The 16,109-nt window shown below is 74.0% G+C and carries 16 protein-coding genes; 7 read left to right on the top strand and 9 right to left on the bottom strand.

The window, feature by feature from the left end:
* Positions 1–54 precede the first annotated feature (54 nt).
* The 3 genes from GA0070604_RS09090 to GA0070604_RS09100 are packed head-to-tail and all read right to left on the bottom strand — an operon-like array spanning position 55 to position 1,311.
* Entirely contained in the window at positions 55–375 is a 321-nt protein-coding gene (locus GA0070604_RS09090; protein ID WP_091117250.1) for a DMT family transporter, read from the bottom strand.
* Positions 376–397: 22 nt separating this feature from the next.
* Positions 398–598: a DUF397 domain-containing protein gene (locus GA0070604_RS09095; RefSeq protein WP_091117253.1), complete on the bottom strand. Its 201-nt coding sequence runs from the start codon at positions 596–598 to the stop codon at positions 398–400.
* Positions 586–1,311: a Scr1 family TA system antitoxin-like transcriptional regulator gene (locus GA0070604_RS09100; RefSeq protein ID WP_377593416.1), complete on the bottom strand. Its 726-nt coding sequence runs from the start codon at positions 1,309–1,311 to the stop codon at positions 586–588. Before GA0070604_RS09100 ends, GA0070604_RS09095 begins: the two co-directional genes overlap by 13 nt.
* 430 nt (positions 1,312–1,741) lie before the next feature.
* On the opposite strand from GA0070604_RS09100, the gene GA0070604_RS09105 reads away from it, so the two are divergent.
* Positions 1,742–2,083 carry a hypothetical protein gene (locus GA0070604_RS09105; RefSeq protein WP_244161801.1) on the top strand — a complete coding sequence of 114 codons (342 nt, stop codon included), beginning with the start codon at positions 1,742–1,744 and terminating at the stop codon, positions 2,081–2,083.
* A 100-nt stretch (positions 2,084–2,183) separates the two neighbouring features.
* Here GA0070604_RS09105 and GA0070604_RS09110 read toward each other — a convergent pair whose 3' ends face one another.
* Positions 2,184–4,793 (bottom strand): glycoside hydrolase family 9 protein, encoded by a 2,610-nt coding sequence (locus GA0070604_RS09110; RefSeq protein ID WP_091117258.1) that lies wholly within the window; start codon positions 4,791–4,793, stop codon positions 2,184–2,186.
* A 212-nt stretch (positions 4,794–5,005) separates the two neighbouring features.
* Here GA0070604_RS09110 and GA0070604_RS09115 point away from each other — a divergent pair, with 212 nt between their 5' ends.
* Positions 5,006–5,731, top strand: a complete 726-nt coding sequence (locus GA0070604_RS09115) for a PP2C family protein-serine/threonine phosphatase (protein ID WP_091117261.1) — start codon at positions 5,006–5,008, stop codon at positions 5,729–5,731.
* A gap of 5 nt (positions 5,732–5,736) precedes the next feature.
* Here the strand turns inward: GA0070604_RS09115 and GA0070604_RS09120 are convergent, their stop codons facing one another.
* Both GA0070604_RS09120 and GA0070604_RS09125 read right to left on the bottom strand, forming a co-directional pair.
* Positions 5,737–8,451, bottom strand: coding sequence for an ATP-dependent RNA helicase (locus GA0070604_RS09120; protein WP_091117263.1), 2,715 nt, complete (start codon positions 8,449–8,451; stop codon positions 5,737–5,739).
* A gap of 57 nt (positions 8,452–8,508) precedes the next feature.
* Positions 8,509–9,333 (bottom strand): SigB/SigF/SigG family RNA polymerase sigma factor, encoded by an 825-nt coding sequence (locus GA0070604_RS09125; RefSeq protein WP_091117266.1) that lies wholly within the window; start codon positions 9,331–9,333, stop codon positions 8,509–8,511.
* A 333-nt stretch (positions 9,334–9,666) separates the two neighbouring features.
* On the opposite strand from GA0070604_RS09125, the gene GA0070604_RS09130 reads away from it, so the two are divergent.
* Positions 9,667–10,416, top strand: coding sequence for a hypothetical protein (locus tag GA0070604_RS09130; RefSeq protein ID WP_208601994.1), 750 nt, complete (start codon positions 9,667–9,669; stop codon positions 10,414–10,416).
* A gap of 206 nt (positions 10,417–10,622) precedes the next feature.
* Complete coding sequence (locus GA0070604_RS33885) at positions 10,623–10,751, top strand: hypothetical protein (protein ID WP_255509960.1); 129 nt, start codon at positions 10,623–10,625, stop codon at positions 10,749–10,751.
* Between the two features lie 52 nt (positions 10,752–10,803).
* Here the strand turns inward: GA0070604_RS33885 and GA0070604_RS09135 are convergent, their stop codons facing one another.
* Positions 10,804–11,790 carry a pirin family protein gene (locus GA0070604_RS09135; RefSeq protein WP_091117269.1) on the bottom strand — a complete coding sequence of 329 codons (987 nt, stop codon included), beginning with the start codon at positions 11,788–11,790 and terminating at the stop codon, positions 10,804–10,806.
* Between the two features lie 10 nt (positions 11,791–11,800).
* On the bottom strand, positions 11,801–12,283 hold the full coding sequence (locus GA0070604_RS09140; protein ID WP_091117271.1) for a MarR family winged helix-turn-helix transcriptional regulator: 483 nt from the start codon (positions 12,281–12,283) through the stop codon (positions 11,801–11,803).
* 124 nt (positions 12,284–12,407) lie between these two features.
* Here GA0070604_RS09140 and GA0070604_RS09145 point away from each other — a divergent pair, with 124 nt between their 5' ends.
* Positions 12,408–12,995, top strand: coding sequence for a DUF1684 domain-containing protein (locus GA0070604_RS09145; protein WP_091117273.1), 588 nt, complete (start codon positions 12,408–12,410; stop codon positions 12,993–12,995).
* Between the two features lie 80 nt (positions 12,996–13,075).
* Here the strand turns inward: GA0070604_RS09145 and GA0070604_RS09150 are convergent, their stop codons facing one another.
* Positions 13,076–13,660: a general stress protein gene (locus GA0070604_RS09150; protein ID WP_091126994.1), complete on the bottom strand. Its 585-nt coding sequence runs from the start codon at positions 13,658–13,660 to the stop codon at positions 13,076–13,078.
* A 111-nt stretch (positions 13,661–13,771) separates the two neighbouring features.
* Here GA0070604_RS09150 and GA0070604_RS09155 point away from each other — a divergent pair, with 111 nt between their 5' ends.
* Together GA0070604_RS09155 and GA0070604_RS09160 are read left to right on the top strand one after the other, a co-directional pair.
* Entirely contained in the window at positions 13,772–15,550 is a 1,779-nt protein-coding gene (locus GA0070604_RS09155; protein ID WP_091117276.1) for a glycoside hydrolase family 15 protein, read from the top strand.
* Between the two features lie 38 nt (positions 15,551–15,588).
* The gene (locus GA0070604_RS09160) at positions 15,589–16,089 is read left to right on the top strand and encodes a metallophosphoesterase family protein (protein WP_091117278.1); all 501 of its coding nucleotides are present in this window, start codon (positions 15,589–15,591) and stop codon (positions 16,087–16,089) included.
* The last annotated feature ends 20 nt before the right edge of the window (positions 16,090–16,109 follow it).

Consider the following 16,109-nt stretch of genomic DNA (forward strand, 5'->3'; position numbering starts at 1 on the left):
GCCCCTACCGGGGCCACTTCCTTCCAAGATCGCCCAGCTCTGGCGATCTGACGGTCAGTGTGTGCCGCCGAGGTTGAGGACCACCACCCCGGCGATCACCAGGCCGGCGCCCATCACCTTCGTGACACTGAGCGGCTCGCCCAGGAAGGCGGCCCCGATCGCCATGATCGCGGCGGTGCCGAGCCCGGACCAGATCGCGTACGCGACGCCGACCGGGATCTCCTTGACGGCCAGGGCGAGCAGCCCGAACGACGACACGTACGCCACCGCCAGGCCGAGCGTCGGCCAGAGCCGGGTGAAGCCGTCGGTCGCCTTGAGCAGGCTGGTGCCGATCACCTCCGCGGTGATCGCGGCCAGCAGGAACACGTACGCCATTCCGGAAACTTACCGGTTCGGGTCAGTGGCGGCCGGACTCCTCGAGACCGCCGACGAACGACTGCCAGGCGGCCGGGGTGAAGCGCAGCATGCCGCCGCTGCGGTCCTTGGAGTCGCGGACCAGGACCACGCCGGGGAGGTTGTCGGCGACCTCGACGCAGTTGCCGCCGTTGGAGCTGCTGCGGGTGCTGGTGCGCCAGTTGGCGCCGGTCAGGTCAGCCATGGTCGCGCCTTCAGGAGTTGGATCGTCTGGTCGCGCGGCAGCGCGATCGACCTCAGAGTGTCCCAGACCTGCCACAGGGGAGCAACGTCCTTTGTCGTCCGCCCGGCCGCCTGGTCGTCCAGGTAGGCGACGTCGTCGCCGTCGTCGACGGTGGCGATGACGAACGGGCCGGCCTGCCCGGGGTGGAAGCCGGCGCGCAGCGGCAGCACGTGCAGCAGGACCCGGGGCCGCTGCGCCATGGCGGCCAGGTGGTCGAGCTGCGGCTGCATGATCTCCGGTTCGCCCCGGCGCAGCGCGGCCTCGTCGATGACGAATATGGCCAGCGGCGGCCGGGGCCGGTCGAAGACGGCCGCCTGGCGGGCGAGCCGGGCGGCCACGTAGCCCTCCACCTCGTCGTCGGCGAGCGGGCCGCTGCTCAGCACCGCGTGCGCATACTCCTCGGTCTGGAGCAGGCCGGGCAGCACGGACGGCTCGAACGAGCGGAGCGCGCTGGCCTCCTCCTCCACGTGGGCCCACGGCCGGAACCAGGCCGGCTCACGGCGGCGGACCACCTCCGGCCACAGCTCGCCGACCTCGCGGCCGAGCGCCTTGGACACCGCCGCCCGGTGCCGGGGGTGCGGGACCCGCCCCGGCGTCACCCAGCGGGCGGCGGTCTTCGGGTCCACCCCGACCCGTTCGGCGAGGGACTCCGCCGTCTCGCCCGCCTCGGCCATCGCCACTCGCAACGCGTCGTTCACAGCGGCCTCCACGAAGGACGTTCCAGACGTCCGCCGACCCTACCGTTACGCGGTGTGCTCGTCGCGCGACGCGCGGCAGGCTTCCGGTCAGTGGAACCGCCGCCGTGGCCCGAACCGTCGGCGGGACCGCGGGCCGCCCGGCCAACGGCGTCCGGGCGGCCCATCCAACGGCCACCGGGTACGACACCGCCTCTTCGGCCCGGTGCCCGCCCGCGACCACGAAGGAGGCTTCGCCCGTGCTGTTCCGGTCCCGACGTCGTGATCCCGTCCCGCCCCCGCCCCGCGTACCGGGTCCCCGGGCTTCCTGGGAGAACGCACGCACGCAGGTCTTTCCCACCGTGACCCCCGGCAGCGCCGGCAACCTGACACCGGCCCAGCGGTGGCGGGCCGGCGGCTGGCGGGAGGTGTGGCGTTCGACGAACCCCGCTGCGGTCAGCCGCCGCAACGCCGGCCCTGGTGGCGGGGCGGGGCGGTGAGCCGGCCGGGGCGACCGCACGTGTACATGCGGCCGCTGTGGCGGTGCCGGGCGTGCGGTGCGGACTGGCCGTGCCAACCCGCGCGGCTGGCGCTGCTGGTCGAGTACCGCGACGACCGGACCGCGCTGCTGGTCTATCTGAGCACCCTCATGCAGGAGGCGGGCGACCAACTCGCCCAGCTCAACGGCCACACCCGCCCGCCCGGCCTGACCGACCGCTTCCTCACCTGGGCCCGCGCCCGAGGCGGGACCCCGGGCGATTCCCCGGCATGATCGTGCTCGAACACGGAAGCAGTGGCCTCCCGATGAACTGGAGGCCACTGCTTCCTGGATCGAGCGCGATCATGCGCGTGGGGCGCGTGCCCCGGGGCGGTCAGGACAGGGCGCAGGCCTGTCCGTTGAGGGTGATCAGGGTGGGGTTGGGGTTGGGACCCTTGCCCGTCGAGCCGATCAGGCCGAAGGTGACCTCGGCACCCGGGGCGATCTTCGCGTTCCACGACTCGTTCGTCGCGGTGACCGTGGCGCCGGACTGGCTGACCTGCGCCGACCAGTAGCTGTTCACGTGCTGGTCGCCGGTGAAGGCCCAGCGCACGTTCCACCCGTTCACCGCCGTCTTGCCGGTGTTGCGCACGGTGACCTGGGTGTTGAAGCCGTCCGGCCAGCTCCCGTGGGTGGTGTACGTGACGGCGCAGGTCGGGGCGGGCACCGCCGCCGCGTCACGCTGGTCGGCGAGGAACGACGCCAGCCAGGCCAGCGCCGAGTTCCAGTTGATCGCCACCTCGTTGGTCGAGTACGAGTTGATGTCGTCGATGTAGCAGAACATCGGCTCGCAGCCGGCCAGCAGGTTGGCCACGAACGGGTCCTGGAGGGCGGCGTTCGCGCCACCGGCGAGGGAACCGGCCGGCGGGTGCGGCATGTTCGGGTCGAGCTGGTGGCCGAAGAGCCGGCTGTGCTGGTTCTGCGCCGCGTGCTCGCCCCAGCCGGTCACGTACGAGATGTTCAGCGCGTTGCGGCCGAGCAGGTAGTCGGCGGTCTGCACCGCCCCGTCCCGGTACTTCGCGTCCCGGGTCAGGTCGAACGCGGTGGCGAGCACGACCGCGTTGTTGATGATGTTGCCGTTGCCGCCCCAGACGTACGAGTTGGCGTCACCGGGCAGCGGCAGGCCGTACGCCTGGCCGCGCAGGGTGGCCAGGTAACGGTCGGCGGCGGCGGTCACCGAGGCGCGGATCCGGGCCCGCTCGGCGGCCGGCAGCGCGTTCGGCACGGTGGCCAGGTCGAGCCGGCCCAGCGCGGCGACGCTCTGCCAGCCGAAGGCGCCCCCGGCCTCGAACACGTCGGCGGTGTGCAGCGGCGACGCGGTGAGGTCGGTCAGGTACGCCTGCTCCCCGGTGGTCAGCCACAGCTCGACGGCCGCCCAGTAGAACTCGTCGGTGACGTTCGTGTCGTCGTACGCGCCACCGCCGTTGCCGTCGGTCGGCGAGGCGTACACCTCCGGGTGTGCCTTGGCCGCCGCGTACGCGGTCTTCGCGGCGGTGCCGCAGCGGGCCGCGAAGGCGGCGTCGTACGGGGCGAACAGCCGGGCGCACTGGGCGGCGACGGCGGCCAGGTTGAGGGTGGCCGCGGTGGACGGCGGGTGCAGCTCGCGCGGCTGCGGGTCGTCCTGCGGGGCGAGCGGCAGGCCGGTCCAGTTCCGGTCGTGGATCTTGTGGTGGGCCATGCCGGCGAGCGGCTGACCGGCCGGCACCTGCATCCGCAGCAGGAACTCCAGCTCCCAGCGGGCCTCGTCGAGGATGTCCGGGACGTTGTTGCCCCGCTCGGGCACGCGCAGCGTCGAGTCGCCCAGGGCCGTGCCGCCGGCGGCCGTCTCCGCGGTCTTGGTCCGCTCGAAGGCGTTCAGCAGCTGGTAGGTGGCGATGCCGCCGTTGACCACGTACTTGCCGTGGTCGCCGGCGTCGTACCAGCCGCCGCGCACGTCCAGGGAGTAGTCGCAGACGCCCTGCTGGCAGGGCACGTTGGTGTCGCCCTGGTTGGGCGCCACGCCGAGGTGCCCGGCCGGGCGGGCGTATTCGGCGCCGATCAGGTCGCCGTCGATCGGGGTGCCGCTGCGCTGGGCGTAGAAGAACTGGAGGGAGTCGGCGCGCAGCCGGTCGTAGAGGGTGCCGGAGAGGTCGAACGGGTGGCTGGTCTCACCGTCCACGACGAGCGTGTAGCCGGTGCCCGGGGTGCGGAACGACGAGAAGTCGACGGTCTGCACGTGCTGGCCGGACGCCGCGTCGACGCCGCGCGGCGTGGCCTGGCCGCTGGCCACCACCTTGCCGGACGCGGACTTCAGCTGCCAGGGCAGCGGATCGGTGGCGTCGGTGACCACGGTGGCGTTCTTCGGCCCGCCGGGCAGGTAGCCGACCTGGTTGACCCGCACCCGCGGGCCGGTGTCCGGCTCGTACGGCTGGGCCGGCTCGCCGCCGCGCAGCGAGACGTTGTCCAGGCAGACGGTCTGCGCCTGGGCGCTGCCGCCGACCTGGAAGATGACCTGCGCGGCGGGGTTGTCGTCCGAGGCGGTGAACGTCTTCGCGAAGTGCTGCGCGGTGCCGGTCGCGTTGGCGTTGACGCTCGCGTACGTGGTGTAGGGGGCGCTGCCGAGCTGGAGCACCGCCGTCACGGCCGCACCGGGGGTGGCGGAGATGTCGAAGGAGAGCTCGTACTCGGCGCCCGCGATCAGCGGCACCGCGTCCTGGCCGATGCCGGCGTCCCACGGGTTCGCCAGGCCGCCGGGGACGGTGGTGCACAGCCGGCCGTCGACGACCCCGAGGTCGCCGGTGCCGTACGAGAACCAGGGGCTGGTGCCGGCGCTGAAATCGCCGTTGCGGATCTGCTCGGGGGCGTCCGGGGGCACCTCGGCGAGGGCCGGGCTGGCGGCGGCACCGGTGAGGACGAGGGTGGTGGCCGCGGCGAACGCGGTGAGACGACGTCGGGATGGGGTCACGGAGATTCCTTCCGTGCGTCGGGGGTGGTGGGGGACGGGCGGGAGCTGGGAGCGCTCCCATTCGGGGTGATGTTTCCAGCGTGTTCTCCCGATGTCAATTGACCCGAGGCGATGAGATCGGGGCGTGCCCGGCAGTGAGATTCACCGCGCCACGCGGCATCCTCCTGATCTCCTAGAGACAACTGCGCCCTTCGCCTGGCAGGCTGCCTCCCATGACCCTGAAGCTTCGTTCCGTGGGGGCGAGCGACCGTGGGCTGATCCGCAGTGGGAACCAGGACGCCCAGCACGCCGGGAACTGGCTGGTCGCCGTGGCCGACGGCATGGGCGGCATGGCGGCCGGTGACCTGGCCAGCCGGATCGCCATGGACGCGATCGCCCCGCTGGACCTGGAGACCCCCGAGGACGCGTTGGTCGCCGCCCTACAGGGCGGCATCGAGCTGGCCACCGCGCGGATCCGGCAGGCCGTCGTCGAGGACCCCGAACGCCAGGGCATGGGCACCACCCTGACCGCGCTGCTCTTCGCCCGCACCGGTAGCTGCCTGGCCCTGGCCCACGTCGGCGACTCCCGGGCGTACCTGTTCCGCGAGGGCGTGCTGAAGCAGGTCACCCGGGACGACACCTTCGTGCAGATGCTGGTCGACCAGGGCGTGATCACCCCCGAGCAGGCGAGCAGCCACCCCCGGCGGGCCGTGGTGACCCAGGCGTTGCAGGGCGAGGAGGTCAACCCGGCGTACGCGACGATGGTGCCCCGGGCCGGCGACCGCTGGCTGCTGTGCAGCGACGGCCTCTCCAACGTGGTACGCGCGGACACCCTCGCCGAGGTGCTCGGCGAGTACGCCGACCCGCAGGCGTGCGTCGCCAAGCTGATCGACCTGGCGCTGCGGGCGGGCGGCCCGGACAACGTGACCGCGGTGATCGCCGACGTGATCGACGAGTAGCCGGCTCAGCGTCGGCGCGGTGTGGCGTGTCGGGTGGGCTCGGCGGTGGTCGGGTCCTCCGGCCACGGGTGCCGCGGATAGCGTCCACGCAGCTCCGCCCGCACCTGCGGGTAGCCCACCCGCCAGAACGAGGCCAGGTCGGCGGTGACCGCGACCGGCCGGCCGGCGGGGGAGAGCAGGTGCAGCAGCACCGGAACCCGCCCGTCGGCGATGCGCGGGGCGTCCCGCCAGCCGAAGGTCTCCTGGAGCTTGACCGCGAGCACCGGGGCGGCCGGGTCGGCGTAGTCCACCCGGATCCGGGAGCCGCTGGGCACGACGAGCCGTTCCGGCGCCAGCTCGTCCAGCCGGGCGGCCTGTCGCCAGTCGAGCAGCCGGCGTAGCGCCGCCACGACGTCGACCCGGGCCAGGTCGGCCCGGCGTCGGGCCCCGGCCAGCTCCGGGCCGAGCCAGGCGGGCGCGTCGGCGAGCAGCGCCGGGTCGGACACGTCGGGCCAGTCGTCGCCGAGTGCCTGCCGGCAGAAGGCCAGTCGCCGGCGTAGCGCCGTCGCGTCCGGCGTCCAGGTCAGCAGGCCCAGGCCGGTCTGGCGCAGCCCGGTGAGCGCGGCCTCGGCGAGCTGCGCCGGGTCCGGCGCCGGCAGCGGCCGGTCGACGAGTTCGATCGCGCCGAGCCGGATTACCTCGCGGGCCACCACGTCCCCGCCGGACCAGCCGACCTCGCGGTCGGTGCGCAGCAGCGGGCCGCCGGCCTCCCGCGCGGTCGCCTCGTCGACCGGGGTGGCGAGCCGGACCCGGGCGGTCGGCGCCCCGGGGGAGCGGTCGGCCACCGCGACCGCCAGCCACGCCGAGCCGACCAGCGCCGACCCGGCCGTCAGCTCCGCCGCGGTCCCCCCGGTCATCAGGTACGCCGAGCCGCCGGCCCGGCGCACCCGGGCGAGCCGTTCCGGGTACGCGAGCCCGACCAGCAGCCCGGCCGCGAGGTCGTCGGGGAGCCGGTCGGCGTCGCCGCTGCGTCCGGCCGGGGCGATCCGGCCCGGCCCGCCGCCGTTGCGGGGCACCGGTGCGGTGCCGCCGCCGTCCCGGGTCGTTCGTGCGTCCCGGCCGGCCCGCGCCGCTCCGGTGGGCAGGGCGGCGCGGAGGCGGCGTACCTCGGCGCGCCAGCGGGCCGTGGCGGCCGGGTCGGTGTTGCCGCGCAGGCGGCGCCACAGGGCGGTGAGGTCGTCGCCGGCCCCGGTGAGGGTCTCCTCGGCGAGCAGGGCGACCACCTCGGCGGCCCGGTCCGCGCCGACCCGCTCCGCGCCGTCGAGCAGTGCCCGGGCCAGCCGGGGATGGGTCCCGGCCGCCGCGATGGCCCGCCCCCGGGCGGTGATCCGGCCGTCCGGGTCCACCGCACCGAGCGTGGTCAGGGTCTCCCGGGCGACCGTGAGGGCGGCCGGCGGCGGCGGGTCGGGCAGCGCCAGCCCGCTGCCGTCCGGCGTGCCCCAGGCGGCCAGCTCCAGCGCGAACCCGGTGAGGTCGGCGGTGGCGATCTCGGGCTCCGGCTGCGGGGCGAGGTGGGTGTGGGCCACCTCCGACCAGCACCGGTAGACCACGCCGGGGGCCTCCCGCCCGGCCCGTCCGGCCCGCTGGGTGGCCGCCGCCCGGGACACCGGCACGGTCACCAGCGCCCCCAGCCCCCGGGCCAGGTCGGTCCGGGCCACCCGGCTCAGTCCGGCGTCGACCACCACCCGTACCCCGGGCACGGTCAGGCTGCTCTCCGCCACCGAGGTGGCCAGCACGACCCGCCGCCGATCGACCGTTCCGAGTCGCCGCGCCCCCTCCGGCGTGCCGGGTCGCGACGGTGCGGCGGCGACCGTACCGGGGCGGTTCGGGTCGTCCACCGGGCCGGCTGGTCGGAGCCGCAGCGCGGCGTCCTGCGCCGCGGCGGGCAACCGGCCGTGCAGTGGCAGTACGTCGACGTCGTCGCGCAGGTCGGCCAGACGGGCGGCGACCGCCGCGATCTCGCCGGCCCCGGGCAGAAAGACCAGGACGTCCCCGTCCCGCTCGCGCAGCGCCCGCCGGACCGTGGCGGCCACGTGGTCCAGCAGCGCCGGGTCGACCCGTCCCGCGCCGGGCGCGGCGACCGGCCGGGGCGGCGGTGCCCAGACCCGGGTCACCGGGTGCAGGGCCGCCTCGGCCCGGACCACCGGCGCGGGCCGGTCCGGCGGGTCGAGCAGCGCGGCGAACCGGCCCGCCGGCGGGGTGGCGGACATCGCCAGCAGCCACAGGTCGGGCCGCAGCGCGCCGCGGGCGTCCACGGTGAAGGCCAGCGCCAGGTCGGCGTCGAGCTGCCGCTCGTGGCACTCGTCCAGCAGGACCGCGCCGACACCGGGCAGCTCGGGATCGTGTTGCAGCCGCCGGACCAGCAGGCCGGTGGTGACCACCTCGACGCGGGTGTCCGGCCCGACCCGGCGTTCGCCGCGTACGGCGTACCCGATCCGGCCGCCGACCCGCTCGCCGAGCAGGGTGGCCATCCGGTGGGCGGCGGCCCGGGCGGCCATCCGGCGGGGCTGGGCGACCACCACCCGCCCGGTGACCTCGTCGGCCACCGCCAGCGGTGCGAGGGTGGTCTTGCCGGTGCCGGGCGGTGCCACCAGCACCGCCGCGCCGGCGGCGCGCAGCGCCCCGGTCACTGTCGGCAGCACCGCCCGGACCGGCAGGTCGAGGATCACGTCGGAGAGCACGGCCCCAATCTCGCATCCGGCGCTCGGGGGACGAGGACCGGTCCGCGCGGTCCCCTCCTAGTACGTCCCGTCGAGCTGCCCGCGCAGCTTGCTGAGCGACCGGGCGAGCAGCCGGGACACGTGCATCTGGGACACGCCGACCTGCTCGGCGATCTGCGACTGGGTCAGGTTGCCGTAGAAACGCAGCGTGAGGATCCGCTGCTCGCGTTGGTCCAGGGTGGCCAACGCCGGGCCCAGGGCGACCCGCAGCTCGGCCAGCTCGAACTCGCCGTCCTCGCCGCCGAGCAGGTCGCCCAGCTCGGTGGCCCGGTCGCCGTCGCCGGTCGGGGTGGACAGTGACACCGCGTTGTACGCGCGGGCCCCCTCCAGGCCCTCCAGGACCTCCTCCTCGGTGAGCTTGAGGTGGGCGGCGATGTCGGCGACCGTCGGCGAGCGGCCGAGCGTCTGCAGCAGTGTGCTGTTGGCGTCGGAGATGGCCAGCCGCAGCTCCTGGAGCCGACGGGGGACCCGGATGTCCCAGGTGCGGTCGCGGAAGTGCCGCTTGAGCTCGCCGATGATGGTCGGGATGGCGTAGCCGGCGAAGTCGACGCCCCGGGTCGGGTCGAACTTGTCGATCGCCTTGATCAGGCCGACCGCGGCGGTCTGCGCCAGGTCGTCGGTGGGCTCGCCCCGGCCGCCGTAACGGTGGGCGAGGTGGTTGGCGAGCGGCAGCCAGGCTTCGATCGCCCGGTCCCGCAGCGCGGGACGCGACGGGTGGTCGGTGGGCAGTGCGGCCATCGCGTTGAGCAGATCGGTGGCGCTGTCGGTGAGCGTGTGGGGGTCGAGCTTGCCGGGGGCGGGCGACGGTGTCGTCCGCTGCCCGCTGAGCGTTTGCGCGGTCATGGGCGGTCCTCCCTTGCACCTCGTCCACGGAGAGATGACGTGACGCTTCGGTTCAGCCTCGGTTGGCCCGTTCGGAAGCCACCCTAACCCGATCGGCCGCAGATAATCTAGCCGAAAGTATGATGCACTTAAGGGATGTGAGGGGATTGACCGTCTGAAACCGGGCGTGATGCCGACCCGGCGGAGCCGGCCACTGACGGACCGGTCGGCCGAGGAGTGCCGACCGACCAGCCATGACAGGACCCGACAAGCGGTTCGCACTGTCGACTTTCCGTCCTTGTCCCGCTGACGGGACCGCCCGTAGCGTCGGTTGTATCCGTCTTCGGAGGCATCGTGCTCGATCCCGCCGCCCCGCAACTTGTCGTCAACGCCCGGGTGCTCCAGTTCAGCTGGCTCCCGGCGGACCCCGACGCGGCTGCGGCGCTCGTGCCGGCCGGGTTGCGGCCCCGCCCCGACCGCCAGGTGTTCCTCTGCCAGTACGTGGTGGACGACGGCGAGCAGACCTCGGGCTTCGACGCGTTCTCCCTGACCTATCTCGGCCTCGCCCTCGACGGCATCGACCCGCTGCCGGTGGAGGGCATCCCGGGCGGCTGGTGGACCCACTACCTGGCCTCCACCCCTCAGGTGCGCGCCTTCGCCGTCGCCCGGGGTGCTCCGGTGGCGTCCGGCGAGACCCGGCTCGACCTGCGGGGCGAACATCTCACCGGCGAGACGATCGTGGACGGGGCGCCGATCATCCGTACCGTGGCCCGGGTCGGGCACACCGGCAGCCGGGTGTGCAGCGGGCACCAGCGGTACCTCACCGCCCGGGACGGGCAACTGTTCCACGCCGACTACCCGTACGTGGCGGAGCCGGTGACCCCGTTCGAGGTCGAGTCGGTCGAGTTCCTCGCCCCGCGGCACCCGCTCTACGCGCTGCGCCCCGCCAACCCGCTGGTGATCTGCGGGGGGCTCTACTCGCCACGGGCGTCGTTCGCGTACCCGCCGGGGCCGAACGCGCTCGACGATCCGTCGGCTGCCGCCGACCCCGGTACGGCCCACCCGTCGCCGGCGCGTCCGGCGAGCCTGCCGTCCGGCGCGTAGCCCGCCGACGGCGCTGACCGGGCGGCAGCGTACGCCGGTGTGGCGCGACGTGTCGGCTCGGCGAGGTTTCCCGCCGTCGAAACAGGTAACACAACCTCCGAACGGCAGGACCCCGGACGGCTTCCGACGCCGACAGACCCTGGTCGGCGGGGCCTTCCCGCGGGCCCGGCCGGACCCCCAGGCGTTCATCAGGAGGAGGCCACAGCATGCCCGCCGAGACGACGAACACCGTGACCGAGTACCGCGAGCAGGCGGTGGAGGGGGAACGGGGTGCGCTGGTGGCGGTCTTGTTGATGGTGATCCTCGGCGTGGCCGGCATCTTCGCCGTCTCCTGACCGACGGCGGGCGCCCCGGGAGACCCCGGGACGCCCGCCGCCTGCCGACCGCTCAGGGGCGGCTGCCCTCGCCGCCGGTGTGCGGCAGCCGCTCGGCCGGGATCACGCCGAGCCGGCCGGCCTGGTAGTCCTCGAACGCCTGGATCAGCTCGTCCCGGGTGTTCATCACGAACGGGCCGTAGTGCGCCACCGGCTCCCGGATCGGCTGCCCGCCCATCAGGTAGAGCTCCAGGGCCGGGGCGTTGCTGTCCTGCTTGGCGTCTGCGGTGAACCGCAGCGCGTCGCCCGGGCCGTGCACGGCGAGCTGGCCGAGGTGGATCGGACGGCGGTCGGTGCCCACCGTGCCCCGGCCGGCCAGCACGTAGACCAGCGCGTTGAAGTCCGGCCGCCAGGGCAGGCTCAGCTCCGCGCCGGGCTGCAACGTCACGTGGGCGATGGTGATCGGTGTGTGGGTCGAGCCCGGGCCCTGGTGCCCGGCGATCTCCCCGGCGATCACCCGGATCAGCGCGCCGCCGTCGGGCGTGGTCAGCAGCGCCGACTCCCGGCCGCGGATGTCCTGGTAGCGCGGCGGGTTCATCTTCGCCGCCCGGGGCAGGTTGACCCAGAGCTGGAGGCCGTGGAAGAGGCCGCCGCTCGTCACGAGGTGCTCCGGCGGCGCCTCGATGTGCAGCAGGCCGCTGCCGGCGGTCATCCACTGCGTGTCGCCGTCGGTGATGGTGCCACCGCCGCCCTGCGAGTCCTGGTGGTCCATGATCCCGTCGATCATGTAGGTCACCGTCTCGAAGCCGCGGTGCGGGTGCCAGGCCGTTCCCTTCGGCTCGCCCGGGGCGTAGTCGACCTCGCCCATCTGGTCGAGGTGGATGAACGGGTCCAGCTCGGTCAGCGGGACGCCGGCGAAGGCCCGGCGGACCGGGAAACCCTCGCCCTCGTAGCCGCTCGGCGCGGTGGTCACCCGGCGGACCGGGCGGTAGGTGGTGGACTCGTCCAGCTTCGGCAGGCGGGGCAGGACGAGGACGTCGTCGACGGTGATGGCGGGCATCGCGGGCTCCTTACTTGTCGGCCGGGGTGGACGACGCGTCGCGGTCGGCGCGCAGGCGCCGGCCGAGCCGCTCGAAGACCCGGGTGAGGCAGGCGACCTCGGCGTCGTCGAGGTCGTCCATCAGGTGGGTGCGTACGGAACGCAGGTGGTGCGGCGCGGCCTCGCGCAGCGCCAGCAGGCCGGCGGCGGTCAGCACGGCCTCGCTGCCGCGCCGGTCCTCCGGACAGGGCTGCCGGGCCACCAGGCCGCGCCGCTGCATGGTGGAGATCTGGTACGTCAGCCGGCTCGGCGAGAAGACCAGCCGGCTGGCCAGCTCGCCCATCCGCAGCCGCTGCCCCGGCGCCTCGGAGAGCAGGACCAGCACGTGGTAGTCGGCGAAGCTCAGCTCGCCGGCCGCGCGCAGGTCGTCCTCGAGCTGGGTGAAGAGCCGCTGGCTCGCCTCAATGTACGCGCGCCAGGCGGCCATCCGCTCGGGGTTCAGGCTCTCGGTCACGACTAGGAGAGTAGCACTGTTTCAAATTTCAACAAGTTCTTTCCGGCTGAGCGTGACCGGCGCGACAGAGCCGATAGGCGATGTGGTTGGAATTTGAAGCAAGCGCTCCGGCTACGGTCGGGGGATGGATGATCTCGACCTGCTCGACTGGCGGGAACAGGTGGCCCGGCTGCACCTTTCCGATCTCGACCTGGCCGGGTTCCGGGCTGCCCGTGACGACTTGTTCCGTTCGCACCCGTGCAGCCCGCTGCCCGCCGCCGAGCGATCCGGCTTCACCGGGCTGCGCTGGTTCCCGAACGATCCGGCCGCCGTGGTCGAGGCGCCGCTACGTCCGGCCGCCGGCACGGAGACCATCGACACCGGCGGACCCGACGGGGTCGTCCGGTACCGCCGGGTCGCGGTGGCCGAGACACCGTGGGGCCCGCTCACCATGTGGTGGATCGAGGCGTACGGGGGCGGGCTGTTCGTGCCGCTGCGCGACGCCACCTGCGGCGTCGAGACGTACGGGGGTGGGCGCTACCTGACCGACACCGTCAAGGGCACCTTCGGGCGGGGCCTGACCGTGCTGCCCGGTGGACGGGTCCGCCTCGACGCCAACTACCTCTACAACCCGAGCTGCGCGTACGACGACCGCTGGGCCTGCCCGCTCGCCCCGCCGGAGAACCGCGTCGACGTCCCGATCCGGGCGGGGGAGTTGGCGTACCGGGGCTGACGGCTGGGCGCCGCGGAGCCGGCCCGATCTGCGAAGGGCCGGCCCGCCGGTCGCAAAATCTTCCCGCTCATCGCCCCGCGCTAACGGGAGGTCGCGGTGGTGGGGAAGTGCATCCGGCCGAGCAACTGCCGGGCCTGGTCGGCCAGGTCGGCCTCCACGGTCACCGCGTACTGGTTGGCCCGTAGTGAGCTGGACGAGGTGAAGTCGCGCCGGCCGCCGGTCATCCCGTGGACCACCGCGCCGAACACGGCACCCCAGATCGCGCCGACCACCAGCCCGATCACGATCACCGCGACCCAGTTCCCGGCGGTGAAGATGCCGAAGAGCAGCCCGATGAAGAGCCCGAACCAGGCGCCGGTGCCCGCGCCCACCAGGGCGGCCCGGCCGGTGGTCAACCGGCCCATGATCGTCTCGACCAGGGTGAGGTCGGTGCCGATGATCGACGTTCGTTCCACCGGGAACCGGTTGTCGGCCAGATAGTCCACCACGCGCTGGGCGGACGGATAGTCCGGGTACGACCCGATCGTGACGGTCGGCGGGCCGGTCTGGGGTCCGTGTCCGTCCCCGCTCGGGGCGGCCGGACGACCGCCCGGCCCGGACGGGAGGTTGTCGCTGCCGGGCATCCCGGGTCGCCAGGCCGCGCTCGGCGTCGAGGGCGTGGTCATGAGCATCCTCCTTCGTCAAGCTGCGGCGTTCCCGTCCGTGCCGGTGGGTAACACCCGACGACGGCCGGGTCGCGTCGCGCATGCCCCCGGGCCGGGCGGGTAGCCACCGGCGTGGACGCCGGACGGATCAGCGAACACGGGTTCCTCGCGGACGGGCGTACCGCCGCGCTGGTGGACCGGGCCGGCGCGGTGAACTGGTGGTGCCCGGCCCGCTTCGACGGTCCGTCGGTCTTCGGGCGGCTGCTCGACGACGCCGCCGGGCACTGGAGCATCCGGCCCGAGGACGACTTCACCACCGAACGGTCCTACCTGGACGACACGCTGGTGCTGCGTACCGTCTTCACCACCCGGACCGGGCGGGTGGCCGTCACCGACGCCCTGGCGTTGGCGGCCGACGCGCGCGGCCACGAGATCGGCCTGCGCTCCCCACGGGTGCTCGCCCGGGTCGTCGACGGGCTCTCCGGCGAGGTGCCGATGCGGGTGGAGTACCAGCCCCACTTCGAGTACGGCCGGGTCCGCGCCTACCTCACCAGCACCGAGCAGACGGTCGACGCCGTCGCCGGCGGCACCCGGCTGAGCCTGCGCGCCAACGTCCCGATGACCTGCGGCGGCGGGACGGCGTTCGGCCGGTTCACCGCCCGCGCCGGCACCGCCCACCACTTCACTCTCGGGTACGCCCCGGCCTACGACGGCGGCGAGCCCGCGCTGCCCGACGCCGACCGGGTGCTGGTCGAGGCGGCGGCCGGCTGGCGGTCCTGGGCCGGGCTGCACGACTACCGGGGGCACTACCGTGACCAGGTGCGGCGCAGCGCGATGGTGGTGCAGGGGATGACCTACCAGCCGAGCGGCGCGGTCGTCGCGGCGGCCACCACCTCGCTGCCCGAGGAACTCGGCGGCGACCGCAACTACGACTACCGTTTCGTCTGGTTACGCGACTTCAGCCTCACCCTCCAGGCGCTCTGGCTGGCCGCCTGCCCGGACGAGGCGAACCGGCAGTTCGCCTGGGTGTCCCGGGCCATGGGCCTGATCGGTGACGAGCCCGCGCCGATCATGTACGGCGTCGAGGGCGAGCGTGACCTCACCGAGCACCGCCTCGACCACCTCTCCGGCTACGCCGGCAGCCGGCCGGTGCTCGTCGGCAACGACGCCTGGCGGCAGCGGCAGACCGACGTGCTCGGCGAGATTCTCGACGCCGCCTGGCTGATGCGGTACTACCTCGACCCGATGTCGTCCGAGGTCCGGCACCTGCTGCACGCCATGGCCGACCGGGCGGCGCTGGACTGGCGCCGGCCGGACGCCGGGATGTGGGAGGCGCGTGACGTCGAGCGGCACTACCTGTCGTCCAAGGTGGAGTGCTGGACCGCGCTGGACCGGGCGGTCCGGTTCGGGACGCGGATCGGCGACGCCGCCGACGTGGCGCGCTGGGCGGCGGCCCGGGACGAGGTACGCGAGGAGGTGCTCACCCGGGGCTGGAACGACCGGGTCGGCGCGTACACCGGGGCCTTCGACTCCGACGAACTGGACGCCTCGGTGCTGATCATGCCGCTGGTCGGCTTCCTGCCCGCCGACGACCCCCGGATGCGCGCCACCATCGACGTGGTGGAGCGCCGGCTGTCCCGCGACGGCCTGCTGCGGCGCTGGGACGGCGACCCGGCCGGCTTCGTGATCTGCTCCTTCTGGCTGGTCGGCTGCCTCGCCGAGTCCGGCGAGCTGGGGCGGGCCCGGCGACTGTTCGAGCAGCTCGCCGCGCAGGCCAACGACCTGGGGCTATATGCCGAGCAGATCGACCCGGCCACCGGCGAGCAACTGGGCAACTTCCCACAGGCCTTCTCACACATCGGGCTGATCAACGCCGCGGGCCGGATCACCGCGGCCGCCGAACGGCTCTGACCCGCCCAGCCCGCCCCTGGGGGCGGGAGGATACGGGCATGGATCTGCTGATCACTGCCGACACGCACGTGCCGAACCGGGCGCGGGACCTGCCCGCGCCGCTCTGGGCGGCGATCGACGCCGCCGACGTGGTGCTGCACGCGGGGGACTGGGTCGACATGTCGTTGCTGGACGCCGTGGCGGCGCGGGCCCGCCGGTTGGTCGGCGTGTACGGCAACAACGACGGGCCACAGCTGCGTGCCCGGCTGCCCGAGGTGGCCCGGGTCGAGCTGGCCGGGTTGCGGGTCGCGGTGGTGCACGAGACCGGGCCGAAGACCCGCCGGGAGGAGCGCTGCGCGGCCCGCTTTCCCGACTGTGACCTGCTCGTCTTCGGGCACTCGCACATCCCGTGGGACAGTGTCGCCCCGACCGGGCTGCGCCTGCTCAACCCCGGGTCACCCACCGACCGGCGGGCTCAGCCCTACGCGACCTATCTCACCGCGCGGGTGGCGGCGGGACGGGTCGACAAGGTTGAGCTGCACCGCCTGCCCCCGCGCTGACTGCCACCGGCCCGCCCAGC

The organism is Micromonospora eburnea (assembly GCF_900090225.1).
Taxonomy (GTDB): Bacteria; Actinomycetota; Actinomycetes; order Mycobacteriales; family Micromonosporaceae; genus Micromonospora; species Micromonospora eburnea.

Excerpts from the sequence above, each read along its gene's own strand:
- GA0070604_RS09090 (WP_091117250.1), bottom strand. The coding sequence starts at position 375 with ATGGCGTACGTGTTCCTGCTGGCCGCGATCACCGCGGAGGTGATCGGC.
- GA0070604_RS09115 (WP_091117261.1), top strand. The coding sequence starts at position 5,006 with ATGACCCTGAAGCTTCGTTCCGTGGGGGCGAGCGACCGTGGGCTGATC.
- GA0070604_RS09100 (WP_377593416.1), bottom strand. The coding sequence starts at position 1,311 with ATGGCCGAGGCGGGCGAGACGGCGGAGTCCCTCGCCGAACGGGTCGGG.
- GA0070604_RS09125 (WP_091117266.1), bottom strand. The coding sequence starts at position 9,333 with ATGACCGCGCAAACGCTCAGCGGGCAGCGGACGACACCGTCGCCCGCC.
- GA0070604_RS09145 (WP_091117273.1), top strand. The coding sequence starts at position 12,408 with ATGGATGATCTCGACCTGCTCGACTGGCGGGAACAGGTGGCCCGGCTG.
- GA0070604_RS33885 (WP_255509960.1), top strand. The coding sequence starts at position 10,623 with ATGCCCGCCGAGACGACGAACACCGTGACCGAGTACCGCGAGCAGGCG.
- GA0070604_RS09095 (WP_091117253.1), bottom strand. The coding sequence starts at position 598 with ATGGCTGACCTGACCGGCGCCAACTGGCGCACCAGCACCCGCAGCAGC.
- GA0070604_RS09150 (WP_091126994.1), bottom strand. The coding sequence starts at position 13,660 with ATGACCACGCCCTCGACGCCGAGCGCGGCCTGGCGACCCGGGATGCCC.
- GA0070604_RS09135 (WP_091117269.1), bottom strand. The coding sequence starts at position 11,790 with ATGCCCGCCATCACCGTCGACGACGTCCTCGTCCTGCCCCGCCTGCCG.
- GA0070604_RS09160 (WP_091117278.1), top strand. The coding sequence starts at position 15,589 with ATGGATCTGCTGATCACTGCCGACACGCACGTGCCGAACCGGGCGCGG.